Origin of the sequence: Saccharibacillus sp. CPCC 101409 (assembly GCF_030518235.1) — a bacterium.
In the GTDB taxonomy this organism is placed as follows: Bacteria; Bacillota; Bacilli; order Paenibacillales; family Paenibacillaceae; genus Saccharibacillus.
The window spans coordinates 103,753-126,928 of the sequence record NZ_JAULSA010000006.1 but is presented as its reverse complement, the minus strand read 5'-3'; the positions used below and the strand labels follow the sequence as shown (position 1 = coordinate 126,928).

The 23,176-nt window shown below is 58.8% G+C and carries 17 protein-coding genes; 5 read left to right on the top strand and 12 right to left on the bottom strand.

The features are described 5' to 3' along the window. Nucleotides 1-74 precede the first annotated feature (74 nt). From QWJ34_RS14905 to QWJ34_RS14895, 3 genes are read left to right on the top strand one after another with little or no spacing between them, the layout of a single operon-like run. Complete coding sequence (locus tag QWJ34_RS14905; protein WP_302728974.1) at nucleotides 75-1,784, top strand: extracellular solute-binding protein; 1,710 nt, start codon at nucleotides 75-77, stop codon at nucleotides 1,782-1,784. A gap of 50 nt (nucleotides 1,785-1,834) precedes the next feature. Continuing rightward, the gene (locus tag QWJ34_RS14900; protein ID WP_302728973.1) at nucleotides 1,835-2,725 is read left to right on the top strand and encodes an ABC transporter permease; all 891 of its coding nucleotides are present in this window, start codon (nucleotides 1,835-1,837) and stop codon (nucleotides 2,723-2,725) included. Nucleotides 2,726-2,751: 26 nt separating this feature from the next. Beyond that, nucleotides 2,752-3,642, top strand: coding sequence for a carbohydrate ABC transporter permease (locus QWJ34_RS14895; RefSeq protein ID WP_302728972.1), 891 nt, complete (start codon nucleotides 2,752-2,754; stop codon nucleotides 3,640-3,642). Between the two features lie 278 nt (nucleotides 3,643-3,920). On the opposite strand, the gene QWJ34_RS14890 is transcribed toward QWJ34_RS14895, so the two are convergent. The 8 genes from QWJ34_RS14890 to QWJ34_RS14855 form a co-directional block, all read right to left on the bottom strand. Beyond that, entirely contained in the window at nucleotides 3,921-4,514 is a 594-nt protein-coding gene (locus QWJ34_RS14890) for a GNAT family N-acetyltransferase (protein WP_302728970.1), read from the bottom strand. A 34-nt stretch (nucleotides 4,515-4,548) separates the two neighbouring features. Beyond that, nucleotides 4,549-5,346 carry an AAC(3) family N-acetyltransferase gene (locus QWJ34_RS14885; RefSeq protein WP_483314276.1) on the bottom strand — a complete coding sequence of 266 codons (798 nt, stop codon included), beginning with the start codon at nucleotides 5,344-5,346 and terminating at the stop codon, nucleotides 4,549-4,551. A 43-nt stretch (nucleotides 5,347-5,389) separates the two neighbouring features. After that, nucleotides 5,390-6,568 carry a cation:proton antiporter gene (locus QWJ34_RS14880; protein ID WP_302728967.1) on the bottom strand — a complete coding sequence of 393 codons (1,179 nt, stop codon included), beginning with the start codon at nucleotides 6,566-6,568 and terminating at the stop codon, nucleotides 5,390-5,392. Between the two features lie 367 nt (nucleotides 6,569-6,935). Beyond that, entirely contained in the window at nucleotides 6,936-7,724 is a 789-nt protein-coding gene (sdhB, locus tag QWJ34_RS14875; RefSeq protein WP_302728966.1) for a succinate dehydrogenase iron-sulfur subunit, read from the bottom strand. Nucleotides 7,725-8,047: 323 nt separating this feature from the next. Next, nucleotides 8,048-9,793, bottom strand: coding sequence for a succinate dehydrogenase flavoprotein subunit (sdhA, locus tag QWJ34_RS14870; protein WP_302728964.1), 1,746 nt, complete (start codon nucleotides 9,791-9,793; stop codon nucleotides 8,048-8,050). Nucleotides 9,794-9,810: 17 nt separating this feature from the next. Continuing rightward, nucleotides 9,811-10,479 carry a succinate dehydrogenase cytochrome b558 subunit gene (locus QWJ34_RS14865; protein WP_302728963.1) on the bottom strand — a complete coding sequence of 223 codons (669 nt, stop codon included), beginning with the start codon at nucleotides 10,477-10,479 and terminating at the stop codon, nucleotides 9,811-9,813. A 578-nt stretch (nucleotides 10,480-11,057) separates the two neighbouring features. Beyond that, complete coding sequence (locus QWJ34_RS14860; RefSeq protein WP_302728962.1) at nucleotides 11,058-11,729, bottom strand: potassium channel family protein; 672 nt, start codon at nucleotides 11,727-11,729, stop codon at nucleotides 11,058-11,060. Between the two features lie 15 nt (nucleotides 11,730-11,744). Next, the gene (locus QWJ34_RS14855; protein ID WP_302728960.1) at nucleotides 11,745-13,085 is read right to left on the bottom strand and encodes a TrkH family potassium uptake protein; all 1,341 of its coding nucleotides are present in this window, start codon (nucleotides 13,083-13,085) and stop codon (nucleotides 11,745-11,747) included. 280 nt (nucleotides 13,086-13,365) lie between these two features. Here QWJ34_RS14855 and QWJ34_RS14850 point away from each other — a divergent pair, with 280 nt between their 5' ends. Beyond that, nucleotides 13,366-15,129: a CPBP family intramembrane glutamic endopeptidase gene (locus QWJ34_RS14850; RefSeq protein WP_302728958.1), complete on the top strand. Its 1,764-nt coding sequence runs from the start codon at nucleotides 13,366-13,368 to the stop codon at nucleotides 15,127-15,129. A gap of 475 nt (nucleotides 15,130-15,604) precedes the next feature. Here the strand turns inward: QWJ34_RS14850 and uvrC are convergent, their stop codons facing one another. The 4 genes from uvrC to QWJ34_RS14830 all read right to left on the bottom strand — a co-directional run bounded on the left by uvrC (nucleotide 15,605) and on the right by QWJ34_RS14830 (nucleotide 21,367). Then, a complete protein-coding gene (gene uvrC / locus QWJ34_RS14845) occupies nucleotides 15,605-17,776 on the bottom strand; it encodes an excinuclease ABC subunit UvrC (RefSeq protein WP_483314275.1) in 2,172 nt (723 codons plus the stop codon). Between the two features lie 275 nt (nucleotides 17,777-18,051). Beyond that, nucleotides 18,052-18,372 (bottom strand): thioredoxin, encoded by a 321-nt coding sequence (gene trxA, locus QWJ34_RS14840; RefSeq protein WP_302728956.1) that lies wholly within the window; start codon nucleotides 18,370-18,372, stop codon nucleotides 18,052-18,054. A gap of 215 nt (nucleotides 18,373-18,587) precedes the next feature. After that, nucleotides 18,588-19,535 carry a primosomal protein DnaI gene (gene dnaI / locus QWJ34_RS14835; protein ID WP_302729275.1) on the bottom strand — a complete coding sequence of 316 codons (948 nt, stop codon included), beginning with the start codon at nucleotides 19,533-19,535 and terminating at the stop codon, nucleotides 18,588-18,590. Nucleotides 19,536-19,861: 326 nt separating this feature from the next. After that, entirely contained in the window at nucleotides 19,862-21,367 is a 1,506-nt protein-coding gene (locus tag QWJ34_RS14830) for a replication initiation and membrane attachment family protein (protein WP_302728954.1), read from the bottom strand. 435 nt (nucleotides 21,368-21,802) lie between these two features. Here QWJ34_RS14830 and hemQ point away from each other — a divergent pair, with 435 nt between their 5' ends. Continuing rightward, nucleotides 21,803-22,549: a hydrogen peroxide-dependent heme synthase gene (gene hemQ, locus QWJ34_RS14825; RefSeq protein ID WP_302728952.1), complete on the top strand. Its 747-nt coding sequence runs from the start codon at nucleotides 21,803-21,805 to the stop codon at nucleotides 22,547-22,549. Nucleotides 22,550-23,176 lie beyond the last annotated feature (627 nt).

Here is a 23,176-nt window from a genome sequence, read left to right as displayed (position 1 = left end):
TCTTTGTGTTAGATTAGTTCTAGCATCACTATCTCTCGACGGAAAAACTCTTGAGGAAAGAAGGGGGAACGTTTATGAAGAGAAAAGTCAATGTCATGTGGACGCTCCTGCTGGCGTCGGCGCTGACGCTGAGCGCCTGCGGCGGAGCGGAAGAACCCGCGGAAGAAGCGGGCAGCGAAGCGGGAACGCAGGAAACCGGGCCCGCCGATCCGTACGGCAAGTACGAGGAACCGGTCACGATCAGTATCGGCATGCAGGTGGACCCGACGGACAAAGATCTGCCGCAGGGCGATACGCCGCTGGACAACCAGTATACGCGCCAGATCAAAGAAGCGCTCAATGTCGATGTGGAGCACGCCTTCACCGCTTCGGCCGCCAATATGCGGCAGAAGATCAGCCTGGCGATCGCCAGCAACGATCTGCCCGACGCCCTCGTCGTCAACGCCGTGGAACTGCGGCAGATGGTCGCGGCCGGACAGCTCGCCGATCTGACGCAGATTTACGAACGTTACGCTTCGCCCGAAATCAAAGATATTATCGACAAGACCGAAGGCGCGGCCCTGAAGTCGGTTACGTTCGACGGCAAGATGTACGCGATTCCGGGCGTGCAGGCGGACGCGGACGGCGTCCATATCATGTGGATTCGCCAGGACTGGCTCGACAAGCTGAAACTCGAGCCGCCGAAAACGATGGAAGACCTGGAGAAAGTCGCCCGCGCTTTCGTCGAAGAAGACCCCGACGGCAACGGAACCGCCGATACGATCGGGATCTCCGGACCGCAGAGCGGCGACGGCAAGATGTACGCCAACTTCCTGGAATCCAAAAACAATCTGTACGGCTTCGACGCCATTTTCTCGGCCTACGATGCGTTCCCGGGCTTCTGGCTGGACGACGGTAACGGCAGTCCGGTCTACGGTTCGATCCTGCCGGAAACGAAAGAAGCGCTCGCCGGTCTGCGGGATCTTTATTCCAAAGGGCTGATCGATCCGGAAATGGCCGTGCGCGAAGCGTCCGACGAGCCGGTTATCAACGGCAAATCCGGCATTTTCTTCGCGCCGTGGTGGATGGGCTACGGCCCGCTGACCAACGCGGTCAAGAACGACGCGGAAGCGAACTGGCAGGCTTACGCGCTGCCGCTGAACGCGGACGGAGCGTTCAAGCCGCACGCGGCGACGCCTTCCACGGAATTCGTCGTCGTGCGCAAAGGCTACGAGCATCCCGAAGTGCCGATGAAGATGCTGAACAATCTGTTCAAGAACGAAATGGAGAATACGTTCGACCCGAGCAAAGGCGGACCGGGCTTCTACCCGCTGCGCGTCGTATTCGCTCCGTCGGACGAGATCGAATTCACGAACAAAGCGATCAAGGAAGTCCTCGCCGGCGCCAAAACGAAAGAAGACTACGCCGAAGACCGTCCTTACAAACTCCTCCCTTCCGACCTTGAGAATATCAAAAAGATCAAGCAGGAGCCTTACGACGACTGGAATATCGGCACCTGGACGCCGGACGCCGACTGGGGCGCCTGGACGCGCGCCTACTCGATCATGGTCGGCGGCAATCCGCTCGTCGAGACGGAGATGGAAGGCGTCAAAAGCCTGATCTACGAGCAGACTCCGCTGATGGAAAGCCGCTGGGTCAACCTCAAGAAGATGGAAGACGAGATGTTCTTGAAGATCGTGATGGGCGTGGCCCCGATCGATACGTTCGATCAATTCGTCGAAGATTGGAAGCGCCAGGGCGGCGATCAGATCACGCAGGAAGTCGCCGAAGCGATCAAGCAGTAGGTCGCGGGATGCGAGACTGCTTTGCCCGACCCGGAAAGGAGTTCTGACGGATGCGGATCAAAAGTTTCGAGAAGCACTATTACCTGATGCTGCTGCCCGGTTATCTGTGGCTGACCGTGTTCACCATCGTGCCCATGTTCGGCATCGTCATCGCGTTTCAGCATTTCAATCCGGGCAAAGGCGTATTCGGTTCCGAATGGGCCGGGCTCGAACATTTCAAATACATGTTCGTGCTCAAAGACACCCGGGAAGTCTTTTTCAATACGCTCATTATCGCGGTGCTGAAAATTATCGCCCACCTGATCGTGCCGCTCGTGTTCGCGCTGATGCTGAACGAACTGCGCCGGATCGTGGTCAAGCGCTGGATTCAGACGATCGTCTATCTGCCCCATTTTCTGTCCTGGGTTATTCTCGGCGGCATCGTGCTGGACCTGTTCTCGTATAACGGCCCGGTCAACCAGCTCGGCGCGATGCTCGGCTTCAAGCCGACCCTGTTCTTCGCCCAGGCGGAGCTGTTTCCGTGGCTGGTCGTCGGCAGCGATGTGTGGAAAGAATTCGGCTTCAACACGATCATTTACCTGGCCGCGCTGACCGGCATCAACCCGGCGCTGTACGAAGCGGCCGGCATGGACGGAGCGGGACGCTGGCAGAGCCTGTGGCATATCACGCTGCCGGGCATCCGCACCACCGCCGTGCTGCTCGCGGTGCTCAGTCTGGGCAATGTGCTGAACGCGGGCTTTGACCAGATCTTCAACCTGTACAACCCGCTCGTCTACTCGACCGGCGATATTATCGACACCTGGGTGTATCGAACCGGCCTGCTCAACTTGCAGTATGAACTGGCGACGGCGGTCGGGCTGCTCAAATCGTTGATCGGCTTTATCCTTATCAGCGTGTCGTATTACCTGGCCTACCGGCTGATCAATTATCGGATATTTTAATTTTAGCTTATGCGGGAGGTACGTTTATGATCCGGGACAAGACCTGGGGCTCGCGCCTCACGGACATCGTGCTGATGGTGGTGCTGATCGGCATCACGCTGACCTGCATTTTGCCCATCTGGTATACCTTCGCCCTGTCGCTCAGCTCCAATTCGGCCGCGGCGGCGGGCCAGGTATGGCTGTGGCCGGTCGGCTTCAACTTCAACGCGTATACGCAGATATTGAAAGACACGCAGTTCTTCGGCTCGTTCTGGATTTCCGTGCAGCGGGTCGTACTGGGGGCGACGCTGAACTTCGTGGTCGTGCTGCTGATGGCGTATCCGCTTTCGCGCAGCTCGCGGCAGTTCCGGGCGCGCGGCGTGCTGATGTGGATTCTCGTGTTCTGCATGCTGTTCAACGGCGGACTGATCCCTTTGTATCTCACGGTAAAAGGACTCGGCATGCTCAACAGCATCTGGGCGCTCGTGCTGGTGGGCGGCGCGCAGACGCTGGTGTTCAATATCATTTTGACCGTCAACTTTTTCCGCAATCTGCCCAAAGAACTGGACGAAGCGGCGCTGGTCGACGGAGCGGGGCCGTGGTATTCGCTGCTGCGCATCTATCTGCCGCTTGCGGTGCCGGTGCTCGCCACCGTAACGCTGTTCAGCATCGTTTATCACTGGAACGAGTTTCTGTACGGCCTGATCTTTATGACGCGCGAGCAGTACTATCCGCTTCAGACGTATATCCAGCAGCTGGTCGTCTCGGTCGATCCGGCCACGATGAGCGAAGACCAGTACCGTCGGCTGTCGGAGCTGTCCAACCGTACGCTCGACGCCGCCAAGATCTTTATCGCGATGCTGCCGATTATGGTCGTCTACCCTTTTCTTCAGCGGTATTTCATCCACGGCATCACACTCGGTTCGGTCAAGGAATAACGATTGCGCGCGAAAAAGACAAACCTGTTTTACCCCAAAAAAGCGGGCCCCGGCATATCGGCGGGCCCGCTTTTTTACGTTTTTACCCGGAGCTTTTGAACAAAAAAGTGACCCGAACGGTTGTCCGGGTCCAAACACTTCTATTTCAAAAGGGGGTCATGTCTTATTTATACCCCATGCATGTTAGAGAACGGTGTCGCTTATATTTCATTTGTGTAACAAACGTCTCTTGCTGCGTCAAAGCCTGCTTTCCGTTCACACTCCTGTCACCAAAGCGGTCAGGCTCTAAGCTGCAGCTGCTCCGGCGTCAGCGAGAATACGACGATCCCGAGCTCGTCTTCGCGCCGCTTTACGCCGAAGCCGAACTCCGGCCGGTGCTGCCGCTCCATCCCGATCTTCGCCAGCACGCGCAGCGAAGCCAGGTTCTTGACGAAGCAGCGGGCTTGAATCCGTTCGAGTTCGAGATGCTCGAAACCGAACGCCGCCAGCGCGGAAGCCGCTTCGGTCGCGTAGCCCCGGCCCCAGTATTCGTGCGACAGCGCGAAACCCAATTCCGCTTTGCCTCCCCGGGCGTCCCAGCGCTGGAACGAGCACAGCCCGATAATGCCTCCGCTTCCTTCGCGCAGGAATACGCCCAGATGCAGCGCGCTCATGCTGCGGTAAGACTCTTCGATCTGCCGGTATACCCGGTCCGGATTGCCGACGCCGAACGTCCGCCCGGCCGACGCCAGATAACGGTTGACGTCGGCGTCGTCCGCGCTCCGGCTCCACACGCGAATATCCTCGTTGGTGAGCATTCTCAGCTCCAGCCGTTCGGTACGGATGGGCAGCCATTCCGGCAGGTGTATCGCAATACGTTCTTTATCCGCCATATTCTTTGTTCTCCCCTCTCTGTCTGACCTGTCTTCAGCGGTACAGCTCCAGCCAGCGCGCGGCGTAATCCACCATGACCCGCTGCGGAACCAGCCGGCAGTCCGCGCGTCCGATGCGTCCCCGGCGGATATGCGCCGAGCGCTCCGTCTCGAAGTCGCCGCCCAGCCGCGCGAAATCTTCGGAATCGAAATTGATATCGCCGAAGCGTACCCATTCCGGTCCGTTCGCGCCCATTACTTTGGCTTTGGGCCGCAGTTCTTTCTTGCCGCGATACGCGGACCGGTACTCGCCCAGGTGAAACGACGTATTCGTGTCGTAGCCGGTTCCGAGCATCAGCACCCGGGCGTCGCGCTCGTAAAGGCGTCCCAGCGGCGAGTCCTCGCCCAGCCCGTAATCGAGCGGGTGCCGGCCGACGATTCCTTCCACTTCCGGCCCTCTTGCCGCAAAGGACAGATGCGGATGCGGGCTGCGCCGCGTACCGCGCTGCTTGCGGAACGTTTCCGGTACCGCGCCCATTCCGCGGGTGGCGCTCAGATCGGGATCGTACAGCGGCATCTCGTCGCGCACGAGATCCCACCAGAGAGGATCGAGCGGCGGATTCATCCAGATCGCCGGATCGGTCAGGTCGGACGACTGCGTCGGCATAACGAGCGTCCCGTCGTCGCCCAATGCGTCTTCGAGTCCGAGCACGACCGCTTCCGCGCCGCCGGCGATCCAGCCGCCGATCGCTTTCATGGAAGAGTGCACCAGCAGCACCATGCCCGGCTGCACGCCGAGCGCGCGCGCTTCCTCCGCGATCGAGCCGCGGGTATAAGGTTTTTCCGTAATCATCTTTTTCATTTCGCGCCGCATTCCCCTTTGTGCTAAAAGTGTATCATAAACCCGGCGGATTCGGTTCGTTCCCGCGCGCCCGGTCGTTTCTTTGCAGCAGGATCTTGAGCAGAGGCGGCGTAATCAGCGTCGTCAGGATCACCATAATCAGCGCCGGCGTAAAATACTCCGCATGCAGCAGTCCGCTTTGCAGTCCGCTGGACGCGATAATCAGCGCGACTTCGCCGCGCGAGATCATCCCGGCTCCGATCGCCAGCGAAGAAGAATTGTCGAAGCCGGTCAGCCGCGCCCCGACGCCTCCTCCGATCAGCTTGGTCAGCACGGCCACAACCGTAATGACGGCGATAAAACCGATTTGGCCGCCGATTCCGTCGAACGTCACATTCAAGCCGATACTGACGAAAAATACAGGCACGAACACTGCGTAAGCAATCGGCTCCACCCTCTGCTCCACTTCGTGCTTGTGCGGCGTCAGCGAAACGGCGATGCCGGCGGCAAAAGCGCCGATGATTCCGGCCACGCCCATGCTTTCGGCAAAGTAAGAAAAAGCGAAGCAAACGATCAGCGCGGCCGTAATGGTCGTCTCGGTTACTTTCAACCCGGAAATCCATTTCATCAGCGGCGGCACGAGCAGCCGGCCGATCAGGAATATGCCGCCGAAGAATGCGACTTTCTTGACGATCATCAGGCCGAGCGCCGGGTCTGCGCCCCCGGCTCCGAGCAAACTCATCAGCACGGCCAGCAGCACGACAACCAGCACATCGTCCACGACGGCCGCTCCGAGGATCGTCGTGCCTTCCCGCGTGCCCAGCTTGTTCATGTCTTTCAGCACCTGTGCGGAGATGCTGACGGACGTAGCGCAGAACAGGATGCCGAAGAACAGCGCGTAATGCGCTTCGAAGCCGAATGCCAACGCAGCGCCGTATCCGCCGAAGAACGGCAGGACCACGCCGCCTACCGCGACGGCAAAAGCCGATTTCCAGTTGCGGCGCAGCTGGTCGAGATCGGTTTCCAGCCCGGCGATAAACATCAGCAGCAGCACGCCGATCTCGGACATGGTATGGATAAATTCGTCGTTATGAATCCAGCCGAGCACGGCGGGTCCGAGTACGATACCGGCAATCAGCTTGCCCAGCACAGGCGGCTGTCCAATCCGTACCGACAGGTCGCCGGCTGCTTTGGTAAACAGCAGAATCAAAGCCAGGTACAAAATAAACGTCATGAATTCTCTCCTTTTTCCCGTCCGCGGACCGTTCTGTCCGAACCGGCCCTTCTCTATGGCCTCCGTGACGGCAGCGATCTTCGCCGCCTCGGGGTCGCCGCAGACTTTCTCCGAAAAAGGCATAGAGGAGCCTGCGTTGACAGGCTCCTCCGGAAAATAAAGACGAGTGCATCGGGCTTCCGGCTCTTTGCAAAACCGAAAGCGCGGTTGCTCGTCTTCGTTATATGCGATTGGGATGTTTTCTGTAATGTGACGGTTCTCCGGTTATTGTACAGAAAACGCCTTCCCGGGTCAACGCGCGCCGCTTTCCGGCAGATCGGCGCGCCGGGCGATCATCCGTTTCGCACGATTGAGTTCGATAAACTTTTTATTGGACGAACCAGCGTTTGAACATGCGCTTGGTCGTCTGCTTGTTCAGTTCGGCGATGGAAGTGGTCAGCGGAATGCCTTTCGGGCAGGCTCTGACGCAGTTCTGCGAGTTGCCGCAGCCTTCGATGCCGTCGGAACCTTCCATCAGCATATCCAGACGATCGTCGGCGTTCATTTCGCCGGTCGGGTGCGCGTTGAACAAGCGTACCTGCGACAACGCGGCCGGACCGATAAAGTCGGTCTTGTCGTTGACGTTCGGGCAGGCCTGCAGGCAGACGCCGCACGTCATGCACTTGGACAGCTCGTACGCCCACTGGCGCTTTTTCTCCGGCATCCGCGGACCCGGACCGAGATCGTACGTGCCGTCGATCGGAATCCACGCTTTGACTTTCTTCAGCGCGTTGAACATCCGGCTGCGGTCGATTACGAGGTCGCGCACGACCGGGAACGTCGACATGGGAGCCACGCGGATCGGCTGTTCGAGCTGATCCACCAGCGCGGAACAAGCCTGGCGCGGTTTGCCGTTGATGACCATCGAGCAGGCGCCGCACACTTCTTCCAGACAGTTCGATTCCCAGCATACGGGAGCGGTTGAGCCGCCGTTGGCATTGACCGGGTTGCGTTGAATCTCCATCAGGGCGCTGATGACGTTCATTCCCGGGCGGTAAGGGAGGTCGAATTCTTCGGTGTAGGACTTACCCTCCGGCGTATCCTGACGGGTGATGATAAATTTGACTCTTCTAGCTGTCGTCTGCGCGGGTTGTGGCACGGTTGTCGTTTCCGCCATGGTCTTCTCCCCCATTCATTTTTGTTGGACGGGCAGGTTAAATATAAAAATTCCTATTCGTTTAGAAAAATTAAGAAAGGAGGGAATGAGAGATCCGTTACGGTCGCTTGTTGAAACCAGGAAATTTTGATTGGATCAAAATGGAATTTCCCGGTTTCAAAGGCGAACACTTCCGTTCCTTCACGGACATCTCCTTCCCTTTTCTATTTTTGCCAAACCGGACTTTTTTTATTCAACCTTTTTATCGGTTGGAAAAGCGCTCCGCGCAATTGGGTTATTGCGCGGCGCTTCGGCAAGTCGCTAAATCGCTTACGCGTTCACAATCAGTCTTTCGAGTAGTCGCGGATACGAGGCGGGATCAGGGAAATATCGACTTCCTCGTAGGAGATACTCGGACCTTCCGGGGTCCAGGCGGCTTTGGTCGTCTTCAGGAACTCTTCGTCGTTGCGCTCCGGATAATCCGGCTTGTAGTGGGCGCCGCGGCTTTCGTTGCGCAGCAGGGCCCCGAGCGTCATCGCTTCGGCCAGTTCGAGCATATTCCAGAGCTGGCGGGTAAACGCGACGCTGGAGTTGTTCCAGCGGGCCGTGTCGATCATATTGATGTTGCGGTAGCGCTGCTTCAGTTCCTTGATCTTGCCGATCGTCTGCTCCAGCTTGTCGTTGTAGCGCACCACCGTCATATTGTCGGTCATCCACTCGCCGAGTTCGCGGTGCAGCACATAAGCGTTCTCGGTGCCGGTATCCATGCCGAGCAGCTCGTTGTAGCGCGCTTCGTGCTTGGCGCGCGTGTTGTCGTAGAGGCTGCTGGAGAGATCGGCGGCCGATTTCTTGAGGCCTTTGATATATTCGACCGCTTTCGGTCCGGCCACCATGCCGCCGTAGATGGCGGATACGAGCGAGTTCGCGCCCAGGCGGTTCGCGCCGTGGTACTGGTATTCGCATTCGCCGGCGGCGAACAGGCCGGGGATATTGGTCATCTGGTTATAATCGACCCACATGCCGCCCATCGAATAATGCACGGCCGGGAAAATTTTCATCGGAATCTTGCGCGGGTCGTCGCCCATGAACTTCTCGTAAATCTCGATAATGCCGCCGAGCTTGACGTCGAGTTCTTTCGGGTCTTTGTGCGACAGGTCCAGGTAAACCATGTTCTCGCCGTTGATGCCGAGCTTCTGGTCGACGCAGACGTTGAAGATTTCGCGGGTCGCGATATCGCGCGGAACCAGGTTGCCGTAAGACGGATACTTCTCTTCGAGGAAGTACCACGGCTTGCCGTCTTTGTACGTCCAGATCCGGCCGCCTTCGCCGCGCGCGGATTCGGACATCAGGCGCAGCTTGTCGTCGCCCGGGATCGCCGTCGGGTGAATCTGGATAAATTCGCCGTTGGCGTAATGCACGCCCTGCTGGTACGCGGCGCTGGCCGCCGTACCGGTGTTGATGACCGAATTGGTCGTTTTGCCGAAAATGATGCCGGGGCCGCCCGTCGCCAGGATTACGGCGTCGGAAGCGAATGTCTGGACTTCCATCGTGCGCAGGTTCTGCGAGCAGACGCCGCGGCAGACGCCTTCGTCGTCCAGCACCGAGCCGAGGAATTCCCAGTTCTCGTACTTGGTGACGAGACCGGCGGCCTCGTAACGGCGCACCTGCTCGTCGAGCGCGTACAGCAGCTGCTGGCCCGTGGTCGCGCCCGCGAACGCCGTACGGTGGAACTTGGTGCCGCCGAAGCGGCGGAAGTCGAGCAGGCCTTCCGGCGTGCGGTTGAACATGACGCCCATCCGGTCCATCAGGTGAATGATGCCGGGAGCCGCTTCGCACATGGCTTTGAGCGGAGGCTGGTTGGCCAGGAAATCGCCGCCGTACACGGTATCGTCAAAGTGAACCCACGGCGAATCGCCTTCGCCTTTCGTATTGACCGCTCCGTTGATTCCGCCCTGCGCGCACACGGAGTGCGAGCGTTTGACCGGAACCAGGGAGAACAACTGTACAGGAACGCCGGCTTCGGCCGCTTTTACGGTAGCCATCAGGCCCGCAAGCCCGCCGCCGACGATAATAAGTCCGGATTTTGCCATGTCTGCTTAAGTCCCCCTTAACCGATCAGTGTTTTCAAAGATGTAACGATGCTTGCCGTGCTTGCGAATTCCTCGCCGCGGAACGCAAACAGCGACAGCATGAACAGGGCCGTAACGATCACGAACAGACCCATGCAGATGTAAGAAGAAATGCGCTGCGCTCGCGGGCCGACCGTGATTCCCCAGCTGACGAGGAACGCCCAGACGCCGTTGGAGAAGTGGAAGGTGGTGGCGATTACGCCGACCAGGAAGAAAGTAAAGAAGCCCGGGTTGGTCACGATATCGTGCATCCAGGTTCCCAGCTCGTCATGGGTAACGTTGCCCAGCGTAACCTGGAAGCGCGTCGTGTAGACGTGCCAGATGATAAAGATAAAGGCGATCACGCCGGTCACCCGCTGCAAAACGTAGCGCCAGTTGCGCTCCGTGCTGAAGTGCCCCACGTTAGGCTGCGCCTGGTACGCAATATAGAGGCCGTACACGCCGTGAAAGAGCAGCGGAAGCCAGATCCCGAAGAGTTCAAGGAAAAATACAAGTGGTAGATCGTTTAGTGTGCGTACACTGTTGCGAAACCCTTCCTGCCCGCCGTCGAACGCCGCGTAGTTGGTAATCGCGTGCTCGATAATAAATAAGCTGAGCGGAATCAGTCCCAGTAACGAGTGCACCTTTCTGGCGTAGTAACCTTTCATCTGCCGAACCGTCCCCTTTCATGATTTGACACTCCGCAGTCCGGACCGCGAGTACGACCGCCTGCTGCAAAATGTCCATTTTAGAACGTTTTCATAACCCTGAGCGAAAGCGCTGCCGAGTTGCCGCTTCATCCGCAAGAACGCGGGGAAAGCAGGCGAGTCACCCTTTACAATATTGTGAACAAAACGGCTTCCCTTTTATGTTACTCCAAAAATTCGGAGAATGGAACCGATTCGGCAAGTTTTTGCACACAAAAAGTTCCTGCACTGTATATGTAAGCGCGCGTAAAGGTTAACGTCTTAACAACCATTTAAACGTCCGCCGCGGCGATGAATCGACAGCCCGCTCGGTATCTTGAAGACGCGCCGGGCGCCGGGGTGCGTATCGAACCGCCGCATGGAGCCCGTCCGCGCAGCGGGGATGGCGGCCCCCGGAACGGAAGCGCCGAACCGGCAGAGCGCGCGCGGCAAAAAGGCGGAAAGCGCCGCGGCCGATCCCGCGCGTCTTTCCGCCTTTTTCGCGCCGGTTCCGGCCCGACCGAATCCGCCTTCGATCCGTGTCCGCCGCTCTGCCGCCGCTACTCTTCGATATTCACCACTTCGCGCTCGAACTGCTCGATCCGGTCGTTGGGACCGGCGATGACCATAATGTCCCCTTCGCGCATCTGATCCAGCGCCGTAGGCGCGATCGTAACGCCCGCTTCGGTGCGCAGCGCCACGATGCTGCACCCGAAGCGGGTGCGCGAATTGAGGTCGGAAACGGTACGCTCGTGCAGACAGCCGGGCACCCGCATCTCGACAATGGAATAATCGTCCGACAGCTTGATGTAATCGAGCAGATTCGGCGTCACGAGCTGATGCGCCACGCGGATGCCCATATCGCGCTCGGGAAAAATCACCTGGTCGACGCCGATTTTCTCCAGCGCCCGGCCGTGCAGCACGGTGATCGCTTTGGCGACGACCTTTTTGACGCCGAGTTCCTTGAGCAGAATCGCGGCCAGAATGCTCGTCTGCATGTTTTCGCCGATCGCCACCACGCCGCAGTCGAAGTTGCGGATGCCGAGCGAACGCAGCATTTCTTCGTCCGTCGCGTCCGCGACCGCCGCGTACGTAAACCGGTCTCCGACCTCTTCGACCACTTCTTCGCTGCGGTCCACGCCCATGACCTCGTAGCCGAGCTCGATCAGTTCCGTGCCGAGGCTCATGCCGAACCGGCCCAGTCCGACCACGACAAATTGCTGCGTACTCATAACAGATGCACCGCCTTATCCAATGATGATTTTGCCTTCGGGATACCGGTATTTCTCGGGGGTCTTCTTCGGTTTGAGCGCGTAAACGAGCGTCAGCAGACCGACCCGGCCGGCGAACATGGACAGCGCGATCACGACTTTGCCGAACGTCGACAGATCCGGCGTCAGGCCGAGCGTCATGCCGACCGTGCCGAACGCGGACATCGTTTCGAACAAGATGATCATAAAGTCGCGATCTTCCGTGGCCGACAGCATCATGGCGACGCCGATGACGTAAGCGAGAGAGAGCAGAATGATCGTCAGCGCTTTGATGATGCGTTCGCGCGCCAGCCTTTTGCGGAAAAAGACCACGTCGTCGCGGCCTCGCATCATCGCCACCATCGCGCCGATCGTAACGGCGAACGTGGTCGTCTTGACGCCGCCGCCCGTGGAGCCCGGCGACGCGCCGATAAACATCAGGATCAGCAGCAGAAACTGCGTCGCCTGGTGCAGCGTCGTCAGATCGACCGAGTTGATGCCCGCCGTCCGCGGAGCCACCGCCTGCAGCAGCGAGCCCCAGAACTTGCCGCCCAAGCCGAGCCGTCCGATCGTGCCGGGATTGCCCCATTCGAACATCAGGAACACGGCGAAGCCGATCGCGATCAGAATGCCGGTGGTGGACAGCACGACTTTCGAATGCAGAGAAAGCTGCTTTTTCCGGCGAAAATCGGCCAGATCCGACAGCACGACAAACCCCAGGCCGCCCAGTATAATCAGCCCCACCGCGGTCAGGTTCATCACCGGATCGTCGACGTAAGCCGCCATGCCGAGGAACTGTCCGAACAGGTCGAAGCCCGCGTTGTTGAAAAAAGAAATCGAATGGAACAACCCGAAATAAAGCGCCCGGCCGAGCGGCATATCGAACGCCATTCTCGACGCGAACAGCAGCGCGCCCGCCGCCTCGATCGCCAGCGAATAGTACAGCACGCGCCGGATCAGCCGCACGATGCCTTCCATCGAGCCCTGGTTCATCGCTTCCTGGAGCAGCAGCCGGTCCCGCAGCGACAGCCGCCGCTGGAGCACCAGCGCCAGCAGCGTCGCCAGCGTCATGAACCCGAGGCCGCCGATCTGGATCAGCACAAGAATGATCGATTGTCCGAAGCCGCTAAAAAAAGACCCCGTATCGACGACGACCAGACCGGTCACGCACACGGCCGAGGTCGCGGTAAAAAAAGCGTCGATCAGCGGCAGCGGACGGCCCGTCGTATTGGATACGGGCAGCATCAGCAGCAGCGTGCCGATCAGCACCATCGCGGCATAGCCGATCGCCAGAATCTGCGGCGGAGCAAATTTGAGTTTGGGAACCGCAATCGCCATCTTTTTCGCGCCCCCCTTTCCAAAGTTCCGGTCGTATCACGAAAGCAGTCGTCCTATTATATGCGCACCCGCCCGCTCTCCACAAGAACGATTTGCGCCGCGCCCGCCGCTTCCCCGGACCGCCGCCGCGGCGCGGCGATCGGCCGAAAAGGGCAGGCTCCGCGAACGTCCCTGTTTGAACTCTTCTCTTCGGGGGGAATATGGTGTCGGGGTTTGGGAATATGGTATTATTAGAAAGATATCCACAAGAACGGATATGCACTTCAGAAGGAGGGGAACCATGACCGATCCGCAGCAGCGCATCCTGCATGTCAACTACAAAAAACTCGGCTTGGCCGCGGCGCTTGCGCTCGTCGTTTACATCCTGTTCAACTTCACTACCCTGTTTCAGAGCGAGATGACCGAACAGACTTCGGGCTACTCGCTGATTACCCCGGAGCAGGCCCAAAGCAGCGCCGCCGATTTCGCTTCCTCCGCGCTTGCGATCGAAGCGGCGCTCGGAGAACCGCAGATCAGCTATCGAAGCGACTCCGATCTTTACGGCTACCTGTCCAAGAACGACCTGATCGGCGAATACGACCGTACATATGTCGACCGGTTTCCTTACGAAATGTTCCGCGTGATCTACCACTACGAAGAAGGCGGAGCGGAGCGCGTGCTGCTGGTCGACGTCGGCGGACAGACCGGTAAGGTAACGGCGTTCAGCGATCTGCCGTCCGACTTCGCTGCGCAGCTTTCCGACGGCACGGTCGATCCCGATGCGCTGGAAGACACCGGCATCGCGCAGACGGACAAAGAAGCCGCCGCCGCTCCCCTGCTCGAAGAGCTGGAGCTCGATCCCGCCGAACTCGAGCCGACTTCTTCCGCCGACTCCGGCGGACTGAGTTATACGGATTCGGAGGTCGGGATCGGCGATTCCGACCTGAATGTCAGCCTGACGTTCGAAGGCGACCACGTCGCTTCGATCCGTCCGGCGTTCCAGATTCCGCAGGCTTACACCGCTTATATCGACGAACAGACCAAATGGGCGGAAATCATGACCTACGGCGGCTATATGCTGCTGTCGTTCGTTCTCGGCGTACTGGCGATCGTCTACGCGATCCGGCTGCGCAAATACTCGTCGTTCAAACGGGGCATCTTCCTGGCGATCTTCACTTACGCCGTGTCGGTGTTCTCCGTCTGGAATTCGCGTCCGTACTTCGAAGGCGGAAGCTTCTCGAGCATCATGTTCTGGGTGGCTTTTATTCTGCAAATCGGATTGGGACTGGTCACTTCGGCTTCGCTGTACTTCTCGTTCGTCGGCGGAGACGCGCTGTGGCGCAGCCAGGGACGCAATATGTGGGCCCGGCGCGGCGAGCGCTTCTACGGCCGTCACGTGTGGGCGGCGGCGCGGACGGGCTATCTGTGGGCGTTTATTCTGCTCGCCGTACAGGCCGTGATCTTCTTCGTGCTCGAACGCACGCTCGGCGTGTTCTCGACGACCGACGATTCGCAGTCCACCTACAATATGATGTACGCGTGGTTGTTCCCGATCCTGGCCTGGATGGCCGGCATCTCCGAAGAAGCGATCTACCGGCTGTTCGGGATTCCGATGCTCAAAAAGATCGTGCGCAGCACGCTGCTGGCCAGCGTGATTACGTCGATCATCTGGGCGTTCGGCCATACGCTGTATTCGATCTATCCGGTCATTACCCGGCCGATCGAGCTGCTGGTGCTGGGCCTGCTGTTCAGCTTCATCTTCCTGCGCTACGGCTATATCACGGCCATGTTCGCGCATGTGGTGTTCGACAGCATCCTGATGGGCCTCAGCCTGATCTTTATGGGCACTCCCGGCTATATCCTGATCGGCATCATCTCGATCGTGCTGCCGGGCATCGTCGCTTTCGCGATCTACCTGTTCAACCGCAAAGACAAGCCTTTGCCCCCGGGGGGCGAGTTCGAGGAACATCCGCCCGCTCCGCGCGACCCGCAGTCTTTGCTTCCCGGCGCGCCGAAAGTACCCGGCTGGTCGCTGGCGAAAGACGAGCGTCCGACTTCGGTGTAGCTTGTATGCGCGCAGCAAGAATGAAGCCGGAACATAAAAACCGAACCCTGCAAAACGGCCGCTTGGATACGGCCGTCCTGCAGGGTCTTTTTTTGTCCGATAATCGTCTTATCAATCGATTGCGACAAGCTGCCATTGACCGGCGTCGAATGAACCCGACTCCCGCCTGCTGGCACGGTCCATTTCCGAAGCAGCTTTTGGCCCGGCATTCGTCGGGGTTCCTGCCGGAACTTCGTCCGCCGCCGGACTTGTCCCGCAGGCGGTTCACGAGCCGGCTGCTAATAAAACGGCTCCGACCGTCATCGTTATTTTCCGCATATCGCGCCTCCTTTATACGATTGGACGCATCGAGTCGAACAAGAGTCCGCTTTGCAGCCGAAATTCGCCGCTCGCTTAAATAAGCCGGGCGCGATTGTCCACTTGCAACAATCGCGCCCGGCTGCCCGGCTTCGCTATCAAATTAAAAGGATACGGTCTATGCTTCTTCCTTCAGCGCGTCCAGAATCTGCCGCGCCAGCTTGTCGCCGATCGACAGCGGACGGAAGTCCTCGACGGACGCTTCGCGAATCTTCTTGAGCGAACCGAAGTGCTTGAGCAGCGTCTGGCGGCGCTTCTCGCCGATACCCGGGATCGAGTCGAGCTTCGACGTGACCATCGACTTGGCGCGCTGCTCGCGGTGGAACGAGATCGCGAAGCGGTGCACTTCGTCCTGGATGCGCTGGAGCAGATAGAATTCCTCGCTGTCGCGGGCCAGCGGCACCACTTCGGCCGGGTCTCCGCTCATCAGCTGCGCCGTGCGGTGCTTGGAGTCTTTGACAAGCCCCGCGACGGGCACATTCAGGCCCAGCTCGTTCTCCAATACGTCGATCGCGACCGAGATCTGGCCTTTGCCGCCGTCGACCAACACAAGATCCGGCAGCGGCAGCTTTTCTTTGAGCACGCGTTCGTACCGGCGGCGGATGACTTCGCGCATCGTCGCATAGTCGTCCGCGCCGACCACGGTGCGGACTTTGTATTTGCGGTACTCCTGCTTGGCCGGTTTGCCGTCGAGGAACACGACCATCGCGGACACCGGGTTCGCGCCCTGGATATTCGAGTTATCGAACGCCTCCACGCGATGCAGCGTGTCGAAGCCGAGCGCATGCCCCAGCCGGTCGGCCGCGCCGCTGGTCCGTTCCTCGTTCCGCTCGATGAGGCGGAACTTCTCCTCCAGCGAGACGCGTGCGTTCTCGCGCGCCATCTCGACCATCTTGCGCTTGGACCCGCGCTTGGGCACCAGCGCTTTGACGTTCAGCCACTGCTGCAGCGCCGCAGCGCCGTTCAGGTCGCCCAGCCCGGCCGCATCCTGCCGGGCTTCGCTTTCGCCGGAAGCGGCGGCTTCGCCCGCCGCCGCTTCCGGCAGGCTCGCGGACGCATCTCCGGCGTCCGCAGCGGCGGAGGCGCGGTACTCCGCCCGCGCCTCCGCCGCAAACGGCGGCGCCTCGGCCGCGCCGCCGTACTGCCCGGCGGCCGATCCGGCCGCCGCGGCCTGCTCCGCTTCCGCGACTTCGTCCGCGGCGCGCCCGCCTTCGGCGCTTCCGGCCGGCTGCGCTTCCGCGCCTTCGCCGGCTTCTTCCTCGCCTTCGGCGTCGGCGGCTTCGTTCGCCGCCATGATCGCCGCCCGCGAAGCGCCGGCGATGCCGCCCGCTTCGGCCGGAGCGGAAGTTCCCGGCACCGCATCGCCTTCCGGCAGCAGGATCTCCTGCGGCAGCGCCGGGTTGTCGCTGTAATACTGCGTCACATAGGACAGGAAATCGGCGTAAGCTTCGCCATAGAACGGAAAGCTCGACGCGTGCCGCTCGATCATTTTTCCCTGGCGGATATACAGGATCTGCACGCACATCCAGCCTTTATCGACGGAGTAGCCGAACACGTCGCGGTCTTTTTTGTCCACGGCATTAATCTTCTGCTTCTCCATGACCGCTTCGATATTGGCGATCTGGTCGCGCAGTTCTTTGGCCCGCTCGAAGTACAGGTCTTCGGCGGCTTCTTCCATTTTGCGGCGCAGCTCTTTCTTGATCTCTTCGTGGCTGCCGCCGAGGAAACGCGCGATCTCGTCGCGGATGCCGTCGTATTCTTCTTTGCCGATATCTTTCACGCACGGCGCGAGGCACTGGCCCATGTGGTAGTACAGGCAGACTTCTTTCGGCATCACGCCGCATTTGCGCAGCGGGTACATCCGGTCGAGCAGCTTCTTCGTCTGCTGGGCCGCGTAAGCGTTCGGATACGGGCCGAAATAGCGCGCTTTATCTTTGAGCACCCGGCGCGTGACTTCCAGCTTGGGATGCCGCTCGTTCGTAATTTTGATATACGGAAACGTTTTGTCGTCTTTGAGCAGGACGTTGTAGCGCGGCTGGTGCAGCTTGATCAGATTGCATTCCAGAATCAGCGCTTCCATGTTGCTCGAGGTGACGATGTATTCGAAATCCCGGATATCGGCGACCAGACGCTGCGTTTTCCCTTCGTGGCTGCCCGTAAAATAAGAGCGCACGCGGTTTTTCAGAATTTTGGCTTTGCCGACGTAAATAATGGTGCCTTCTCTATTTTTCATCAGGTAGCAGCCCGGCAGTTCCGGCAGCAGCGCCAGCTTGTCCCGGATATGCGCCATCGCTTTCTCCTGTTCCTGAATCGTCTCGAGGTGCGTATCCACGTTAAATTCGACCTCCCTGTTCTCTTCCGATGCGGTAGTTTCTCTGGATGAATTACCCTCTTTTATTATACGTCAAAAATACTCCCGGCGTATAAAAAGACGAACATCCGCTCTGTCCTCCGCATTCGGCGCGCGAAGAACGCAAAAACCCCCGGCAGATTGCCGGGGGCTTGCCGCTTCAGAGCCGCTGCCGTCCGATCCCGTAAGACCGAAGGCGCGCCGCCGAACGGAAATTATTGATGCTTCGCCAGAACGCCTTTCAGCGCTTCCTTGGAGTTTACGCCGATCAGTTTGTCGACCGGTTGGCCGTCTTTGAAGAAGATCATCGTCGGGATGCTCATTACGCCGAAACGGGAAGCCGTTTCCGGGTTTTCGTCGACGTTGACTTTGGCGATCTTCACGCTTGCGCCCACTTCGCCGTCGAGTTCGTCGAGGATCGGAGCCAGCATCTTACAAGGTCCGCACCACGGTGCCCAGAAATCCACCAAAACCGTACCTTCTCCCGCTTCCACTTCCGTTCCGAAATTTTGGTCGGATACATTTACAATCGCCATGGAAAGTTCCTCCTTATATGTGCATCAAATTTATCTTAAATCGCATATTTAAAGATAACGTGCGGTTATCTACATGTCAATTATAACACGGAATCCAACTTACCGAAACAATAAATTGTATGTTTTTATAAACATCTAACCTTTAGTAAGTGAAGATTTCATGAAGAAACCGTTCTTCGGACCGCTCCGGCAAACACATATAAAAAAACAGGCGGCTATCCGCGTTTGTTTTCCCCGAGCACGCGCACCACTTCGACAAACGGCGAAACCCGGTTCATCAGCCGCTGTCCTTTATAGGCTTCTTCGCCGTCTTTGTTGGTAAAACTCAGATGTTTCTCCAGATCGGACAGCGAATAATTGGAGGTGTAGAAAGTCGGCTTGCGGTTCATCCGGTGATTCAGAATCGAACCCAGCACATGGTCGCGAACCCAGGGTCCCATATTTTCCGCGCCGATATCGTCGAAGATCAGCAGATCGGTTTGTTTCATCAGCTCAATCGTATCGCGCAGCTTCTCGCCGTCCTGGATCATCGATTTGACGTCTTCGACGAAGTCCGGCATATAGACGATGACGCCCGAGTGCCCTTTTTTGGCCAGCTCGTGCATCAGATAGCACATCAGGAACGTTTTGCCCGTGCCGAACGGGCCTTCGAGATACAGCCCTTTGGTCGGGAGCCCGACCGTATTGGCTTCGTTGATATAACGGAATATCCGGTTTACGGCCGGAGACCGCACCGGGTCTTTCGTCATGATCTCCACTTCGTCGTACCCTTCGGTCAGCGCGCGCTCGTCCACGTAAAAGCTGCGGATGCGGCTGCCGATCAGCTGGTCGCGCTCGTGGGCCAGCTGCAGATTGCACGGCGATTTGTAGTCGCGAATGCGCAGCTCCCCGCCGACTTCGTCGACGCTCAGCTTGGTGTAATGTCCCTGGAAATCGTTCGGACAATTCTCCAGCCCCGGACAGTTGGCGCAGTGCTGCTTTTCTTTCATATATTCGTACAAACGGCTCATATTGCGCGTCAATTCCTGCTCGGTCAGCTCGGGATAGCGCAGGCGCAGCTGGCGAACGTCGGGTTCGTTTAAAATCCTGGCTTTCAGGTCCTGCGTCCGGCGCTGGATATTCGATCCGCCGAACTGCTTCAGCACATCGCCGATGGAGTCCATTGACATGGGTGGGGGGTTCTCCTTTCTGGGGCGCTACGCGATACCGCGGGTTCATCGCTCCGCGATACCACGGTTCGCTCCGGCTTGGTTTCTGCCCGAGAATATTTCATTCTCGGGTAAAGGAAATCCAAAAGTCGCTCACCCCGGTATCGCTTCGCTGGGGGGGATTAACGGGTGCCCCGTTAATGCAGACCTTGGTTGGAAAGATCCCGCGCGGAATCTCGCGGGGAAAGCGGGGCTCGGAAGCGCCGGGATTACTCCGGCTGTCCTCGCGGGAAGACCGGGCTCGCAGGCGCCGGGATTACTTCGGCTGTCCTCGCGGGATTCTAGTTCCGCGATTTATTCTTGCTGGCTTTCATCTCTTCGGCCATGCGGACGTATTCGGCGAATTCTTCGTCGGATACGGCGGTCTGGACCGGGGAGTTTTGCACGATCGGCAGTTCCGGTTTGCCGCGGGAGGCTTTGCCGGAAGTGCGGGCGCGGCCGCCGGTCTGGGCGGACGGTTTACGCTTCGGGTTGTCCTGGTCGCGGATATATCGGACGGCTTTCTCGTACGTATCGATCTGGCGCAGCAGCATGTTGGACGCGATGGAATCGACGAAGTTGCGGCTGATGCGCTGGTCGCCGTCTTTGCCGAGCAGAGTGACGAGGTAATGAATCAGCACGTTGATGACTTCGCCCGGCAGCTTGTAGCTGAGGTCGATCTTGCTGAACATATCCAGCCACGGGCCCGGGACGGTGCCGGGGAAGAAATTGCGCAGCAGGCCGGTGTAAGGCTCGTTGCGCAGCAGCATATTGTATTGATGAATATCGCACTTGGACTGGAACTGCTGAGGAACTTCGAGATAGTATTCCATCTCCACGGCGTGCTCGACCGGCGTGTCGTCGGGGGCCGGTTCTTCCGGGCGCACCGCGCGGGCGGCTTTGACCTGGCGTTCTTCGGTCCGCTTGGCGGTCTGGCGGAACGTCAGGTTGGCGCGGTTTTGCAGGTTGTCCAGCAGCAGCTCGCCGCCCTGCGTGAAGATTCCTTCCTCGTCCAGCAGGCGCACGATGTCTTCGACGTTGAGGTCGAATTTGCGCGCCACGTGATTGATCATGCCCATCTGTTCGCGGTTGTGCCGCAGCCCTTCGACAAACGAACGGTTGCGAGCGCCGCGCGGAAAATGCAGGATCACGTCGGAGTAATCGAACAGCGGCTCTTCGGCCGGCACGTTCTTGCTCTGGCGCCGGGCGGGCGAAGCTTCGGACAGCGCCTGCTCCAGCTCGTAGTCGATCACATGCGTATTGAGTTCGAAGATTTCGTAAAACGGCTGCGAAATATTTTCTTTGGCGGCGCGTCCCGCTTCGCCCAGTTCTTCCGGTTCCCCGTTCCAGAATCGCTCCTGAAGCGACAGCACGGCGAATTTGCCGATCCGGTCGCGCAGCAGCAGCGTCAGATGCTGGGTCGCGAAAAAGTCGGACGGCGGCAGCGGCTGCTGCAGCTCGTATTCGTACATGTATTGGTCCTGCTCCGGCAGATAAAGTCGGTGCGTCTGCAGCAGGCCGACCGCTTCGAGCTTCGAAGCGTTCTCGATCATCAGCGTGCGGCCCCGTTCGCTGGGCTCCACGCCGAGCGTCAGAAACAGGCCTTTGTGCGGTTCGGGCTTCGAGTACCCGGTCTGTTCCGACGGCAGATGCTGGGCCAGCAGCCGGTACAGTCCGACCGCCGAAGCGCCGACCATCGGCTGGTAAATCAGGGTCAGCATGCGCTCGTCCAGGCTGCTGAGGCTGAAATCGCGATACGTATAATAACGATGATGTTCGGTATAATGCAGCAGACTTTTCATGCGCATCGGCGGATCTCCCCCTCTTATCCTGCGATTGCTTCTCTCTGTGCTAAAAAATAGACGTGCTCCGCGGAACGCGCCCTTGATTGTGGACAGGTTCGTTGGAGCCCCTCTATTTTAACACAATTCCCGCCTCAGCAAAGAGCCGAAAGCGATCAAAATTCAAACAGGATCGTCGGACCGCGCGGCCGGATGCGGCCGGGCTTCGAATTGCTTCTTTTTTTGCGAACGAAAGTTCCGCGCTGTCCGTTTGCCCGTCCAAACTGTCCGCGGCCCGAATTGCTCTTCCGCTTCGCGTTGCGCTACAATGGAGATGGAAGCATTTGAAAGCATCGTTTCGGCGCAGGCCTTCTTAACCGGATTTTCGCGAAGTTTTTTTGCGATGCACGACTTGTGAAAATTCCGACTACCCCATTACTTTATTTTAGGAGTGATCGATTCATGAACGAAGCCACGCTGACGCTCGAGGGCTGGTACGCGCTGCACGATTTCCGTTCGATAAACTGGACGATGTGGAAAGCCGCGGACAACGAAGAGCGCGCCGTCGCCATGGAAGAGCTCGAAGAACTGATGAAAGAATTTTCGCAAACGTCGCAGGCAGGGCTCGGCAGCACCGCAGTCTACACGATCGTGGGCCAGAAAGCCGACTTCGTCTTTATGTATCTGCGCGAAACGCTGGAGGATCTGAACAAGCTGGAAACGGCGTTCAACAAAACGACGTTTGCCAAATTTACGACCAAAGAATACTCCTATGTCAGCGTCGTCGAGCTCAGCAACTATCTGGGCAAAGAAGGCGAAGACCCGATGCAGAACCCGCATGTGGCGTCCCGCTTGAAGCCGGAGCTGCCGAAGTCCGCGTATATCTGTTTCTACCCGATGAACAAAAAGCGCGAGCTGGACGACAACTGGTACATGCTGTCGATGGACGACCGCAAAACGATGATGCGCAGCCACGGCCTGATCGGACGCAGCTACGCCGGCAAGGTGAAACAGATCATCACCGGCTCGGTCGGCTTCGACGATTGGGAATGGGGCGTGACGCTGTTCGCGGACGACGCGCTTCAGTTCAAAAAGCTCATTTACGAGATGCGGTTTGACGAGGTCAGCGCGCGTTACGGGGAGTTCGGGCCGTTCTATGTGGGGACTCTGCTGGATTGGGCGAAGGCTGTGGAGATGTTGAAGGTTTAGGTTTCGGCGGGAAAAGGCTTCTTGAGCGCTTTGGACGACTGATTGGTCGTTCGGGGCGCTTTTTTGCGTGGGTGCGAGGGCGGGGGCGTTGGCGGAGGCGCGTCCGGCGAAGAATTCGGCTCCGTCGCTTCCTGTAATCGGGAAATTTTCATTGGAAGAAAGGGCCGAGGGGATTTCCCGATTACAGAGGCGATCGCTCCGCTCTTCGCTCGAATTCTTCGCCTCCCGCGCAGTTACCGCGCACGTTTACCCGCTTGGGGCCGCGAAACGCCCCGGACTGAATTCGTCCGGGGCGTTTCGCCTTTTCCCGCCTCTTGGGTTGGAGGCGGCGGTAAGGGCACGAGCGCGGCTTGTCGCAGCGCTCGATTGCGGGCGATTCGAGGCGCCCGGCTTCGCTTCGGAGCTGTCGAATCGGAGGGCGACGGGATTCGAGGCGCCCGGCTTCGCTTCGGGCTGTCGAATCTAGGGCGGTGGGATTCGGGGGCGAAGTTCAGGATCTTGTATGAAAAGCACTCCAGCTGCCAGCGAAGCGAAGAACAGGAATCTGTGCGACGTTTATGTTGTCCGGATTTCTTTTGAGTCGCGCTGCAAATGTGCGCATCCGGTCAACATTTTCGGCAAAAAAAG

What these genes read in the sequence shown, in the direction of transcription:
- QWJ34_RS14905 (WP_302728974.1), top strand. Translation starts at nt 75, where the DNA reads ATGAAGAGAAAAGTCAATGTCATGTGGACGCTCCTGCTGGCGTCGGCG.
- QWJ34_RS14900 (WP_302728973.1), top strand. Translation starts at nt 1,835, where the DNA reads ATGCGGATCAAAAGTTTCGAGAAGCACTATTACCTGATGCTGCTGCCC.
- QWJ34_RS14895 (WP_302728972.1), top strand. Translation starts at nt 2,752, where the DNA reads ATGATCCGGGACAAGACCTGGGGCTCGCGCCTCACGGACATCGTGCTG.
- QWJ34_RS14890 (WP_302728970.1), bottom strand. Translation starts at nt 4,514, where the DNA reads ATGGCGGATAAAGAACGTATTGCGATACACCTGCCGGAATGGCTGCCC.
- QWJ34_RS14885 (WP_483314276.1), bottom strand. Translation starts at nt 5,346, where the DNA reads ATGATTACGGAAAAACCTTATACCCGCGGCTCGATCGCGGAGGAAGCG.
- QWJ34_RS14880 (WP_302728967.1), bottom strand. Translation starts at nt 6,568, where the DNA reads ATGACGTTTATTTTGTACCTGGCTTTGATTCTGCTGTTTACCAAAGCA.
- sdhB (WP_302728966.1), bottom strand. Translation starts at nt 7,724, where the DNA reads ATGGCGGAAACGACAACCGTGCCACAACCCGCGCAGACGACAGCTAGA.
- sdhA (WP_302728964.1), bottom strand. Translation starts at nt 9,793, where the DNA reads ATGGCAAAATCCGGACTTATTATCGTCGGCGGCGGGCTTGCGGGCCTG.
- QWJ34_RS14865 (WP_302728963.1), bottom strand. Translation starts at nt 10,479, where the DNA reads ATGAAAGGTTACTACGCCAGAAAGGTGCACTCGTTACTGGGACTGATT.
- QWJ34_RS14860 (WP_302728962.1), bottom strand. Translation starts at nt 11,729, where the DNA reads ATGAGTACGCAGCAATTTGTCGTGGTCGGACTGGGCCGGTTCGGCATG.
- QWJ34_RS14855 (WP_302728960.1), bottom strand. Translation starts at nt 13,085, where the DNA reads ATGGCGATTGCGGTTCCCAAACTCAAATTTGCTCCGCCGCAGATTCTG.
- QWJ34_RS14850 (WP_302728958.1), top strand. Translation starts at nt 13,366, where the DNA reads ATGACCGATCCGCAGCAGCGCATCCTGCATGTCAACTACAAAAAACTC.
- uvrC (WP_483314275.1), bottom strand. Translation starts at nt 17,776, where the DNA reads ATGGCGCATATCCGGGACAAGCTGGCGCTGCTGCCGGAACTGCCGGGC.
- trxA (WP_302728956.1), bottom strand. Translation starts at nt 18,372, where the DNA reads ATGGCGATTGTAAATGTATCCGACCAAAATTTCGGAACGGAAGTGGAA.
- dnaI (WP_302729275.1), bottom strand. Translation starts at nt 19,535, where the DNA reads ATGGACTCCATCGGCGATGTGCTGAAGCAGTTCGGCGGATCGAATATC.
- QWJ34_RS14830 (WP_302728954.1), bottom strand. Translation starts at nt 21,367, where the DNA reads ATGCGCATGAAAAGTCTGCTGCATTATACCGAACATCATCGTTATTAT.
- hemQ (WP_302728952.1), top strand. Translation starts at nt 21,803, where the DNA reads ATGAACGAAGCCACGCTGACGCTCGAGGGCTGGTACGCGCTGCACGAT.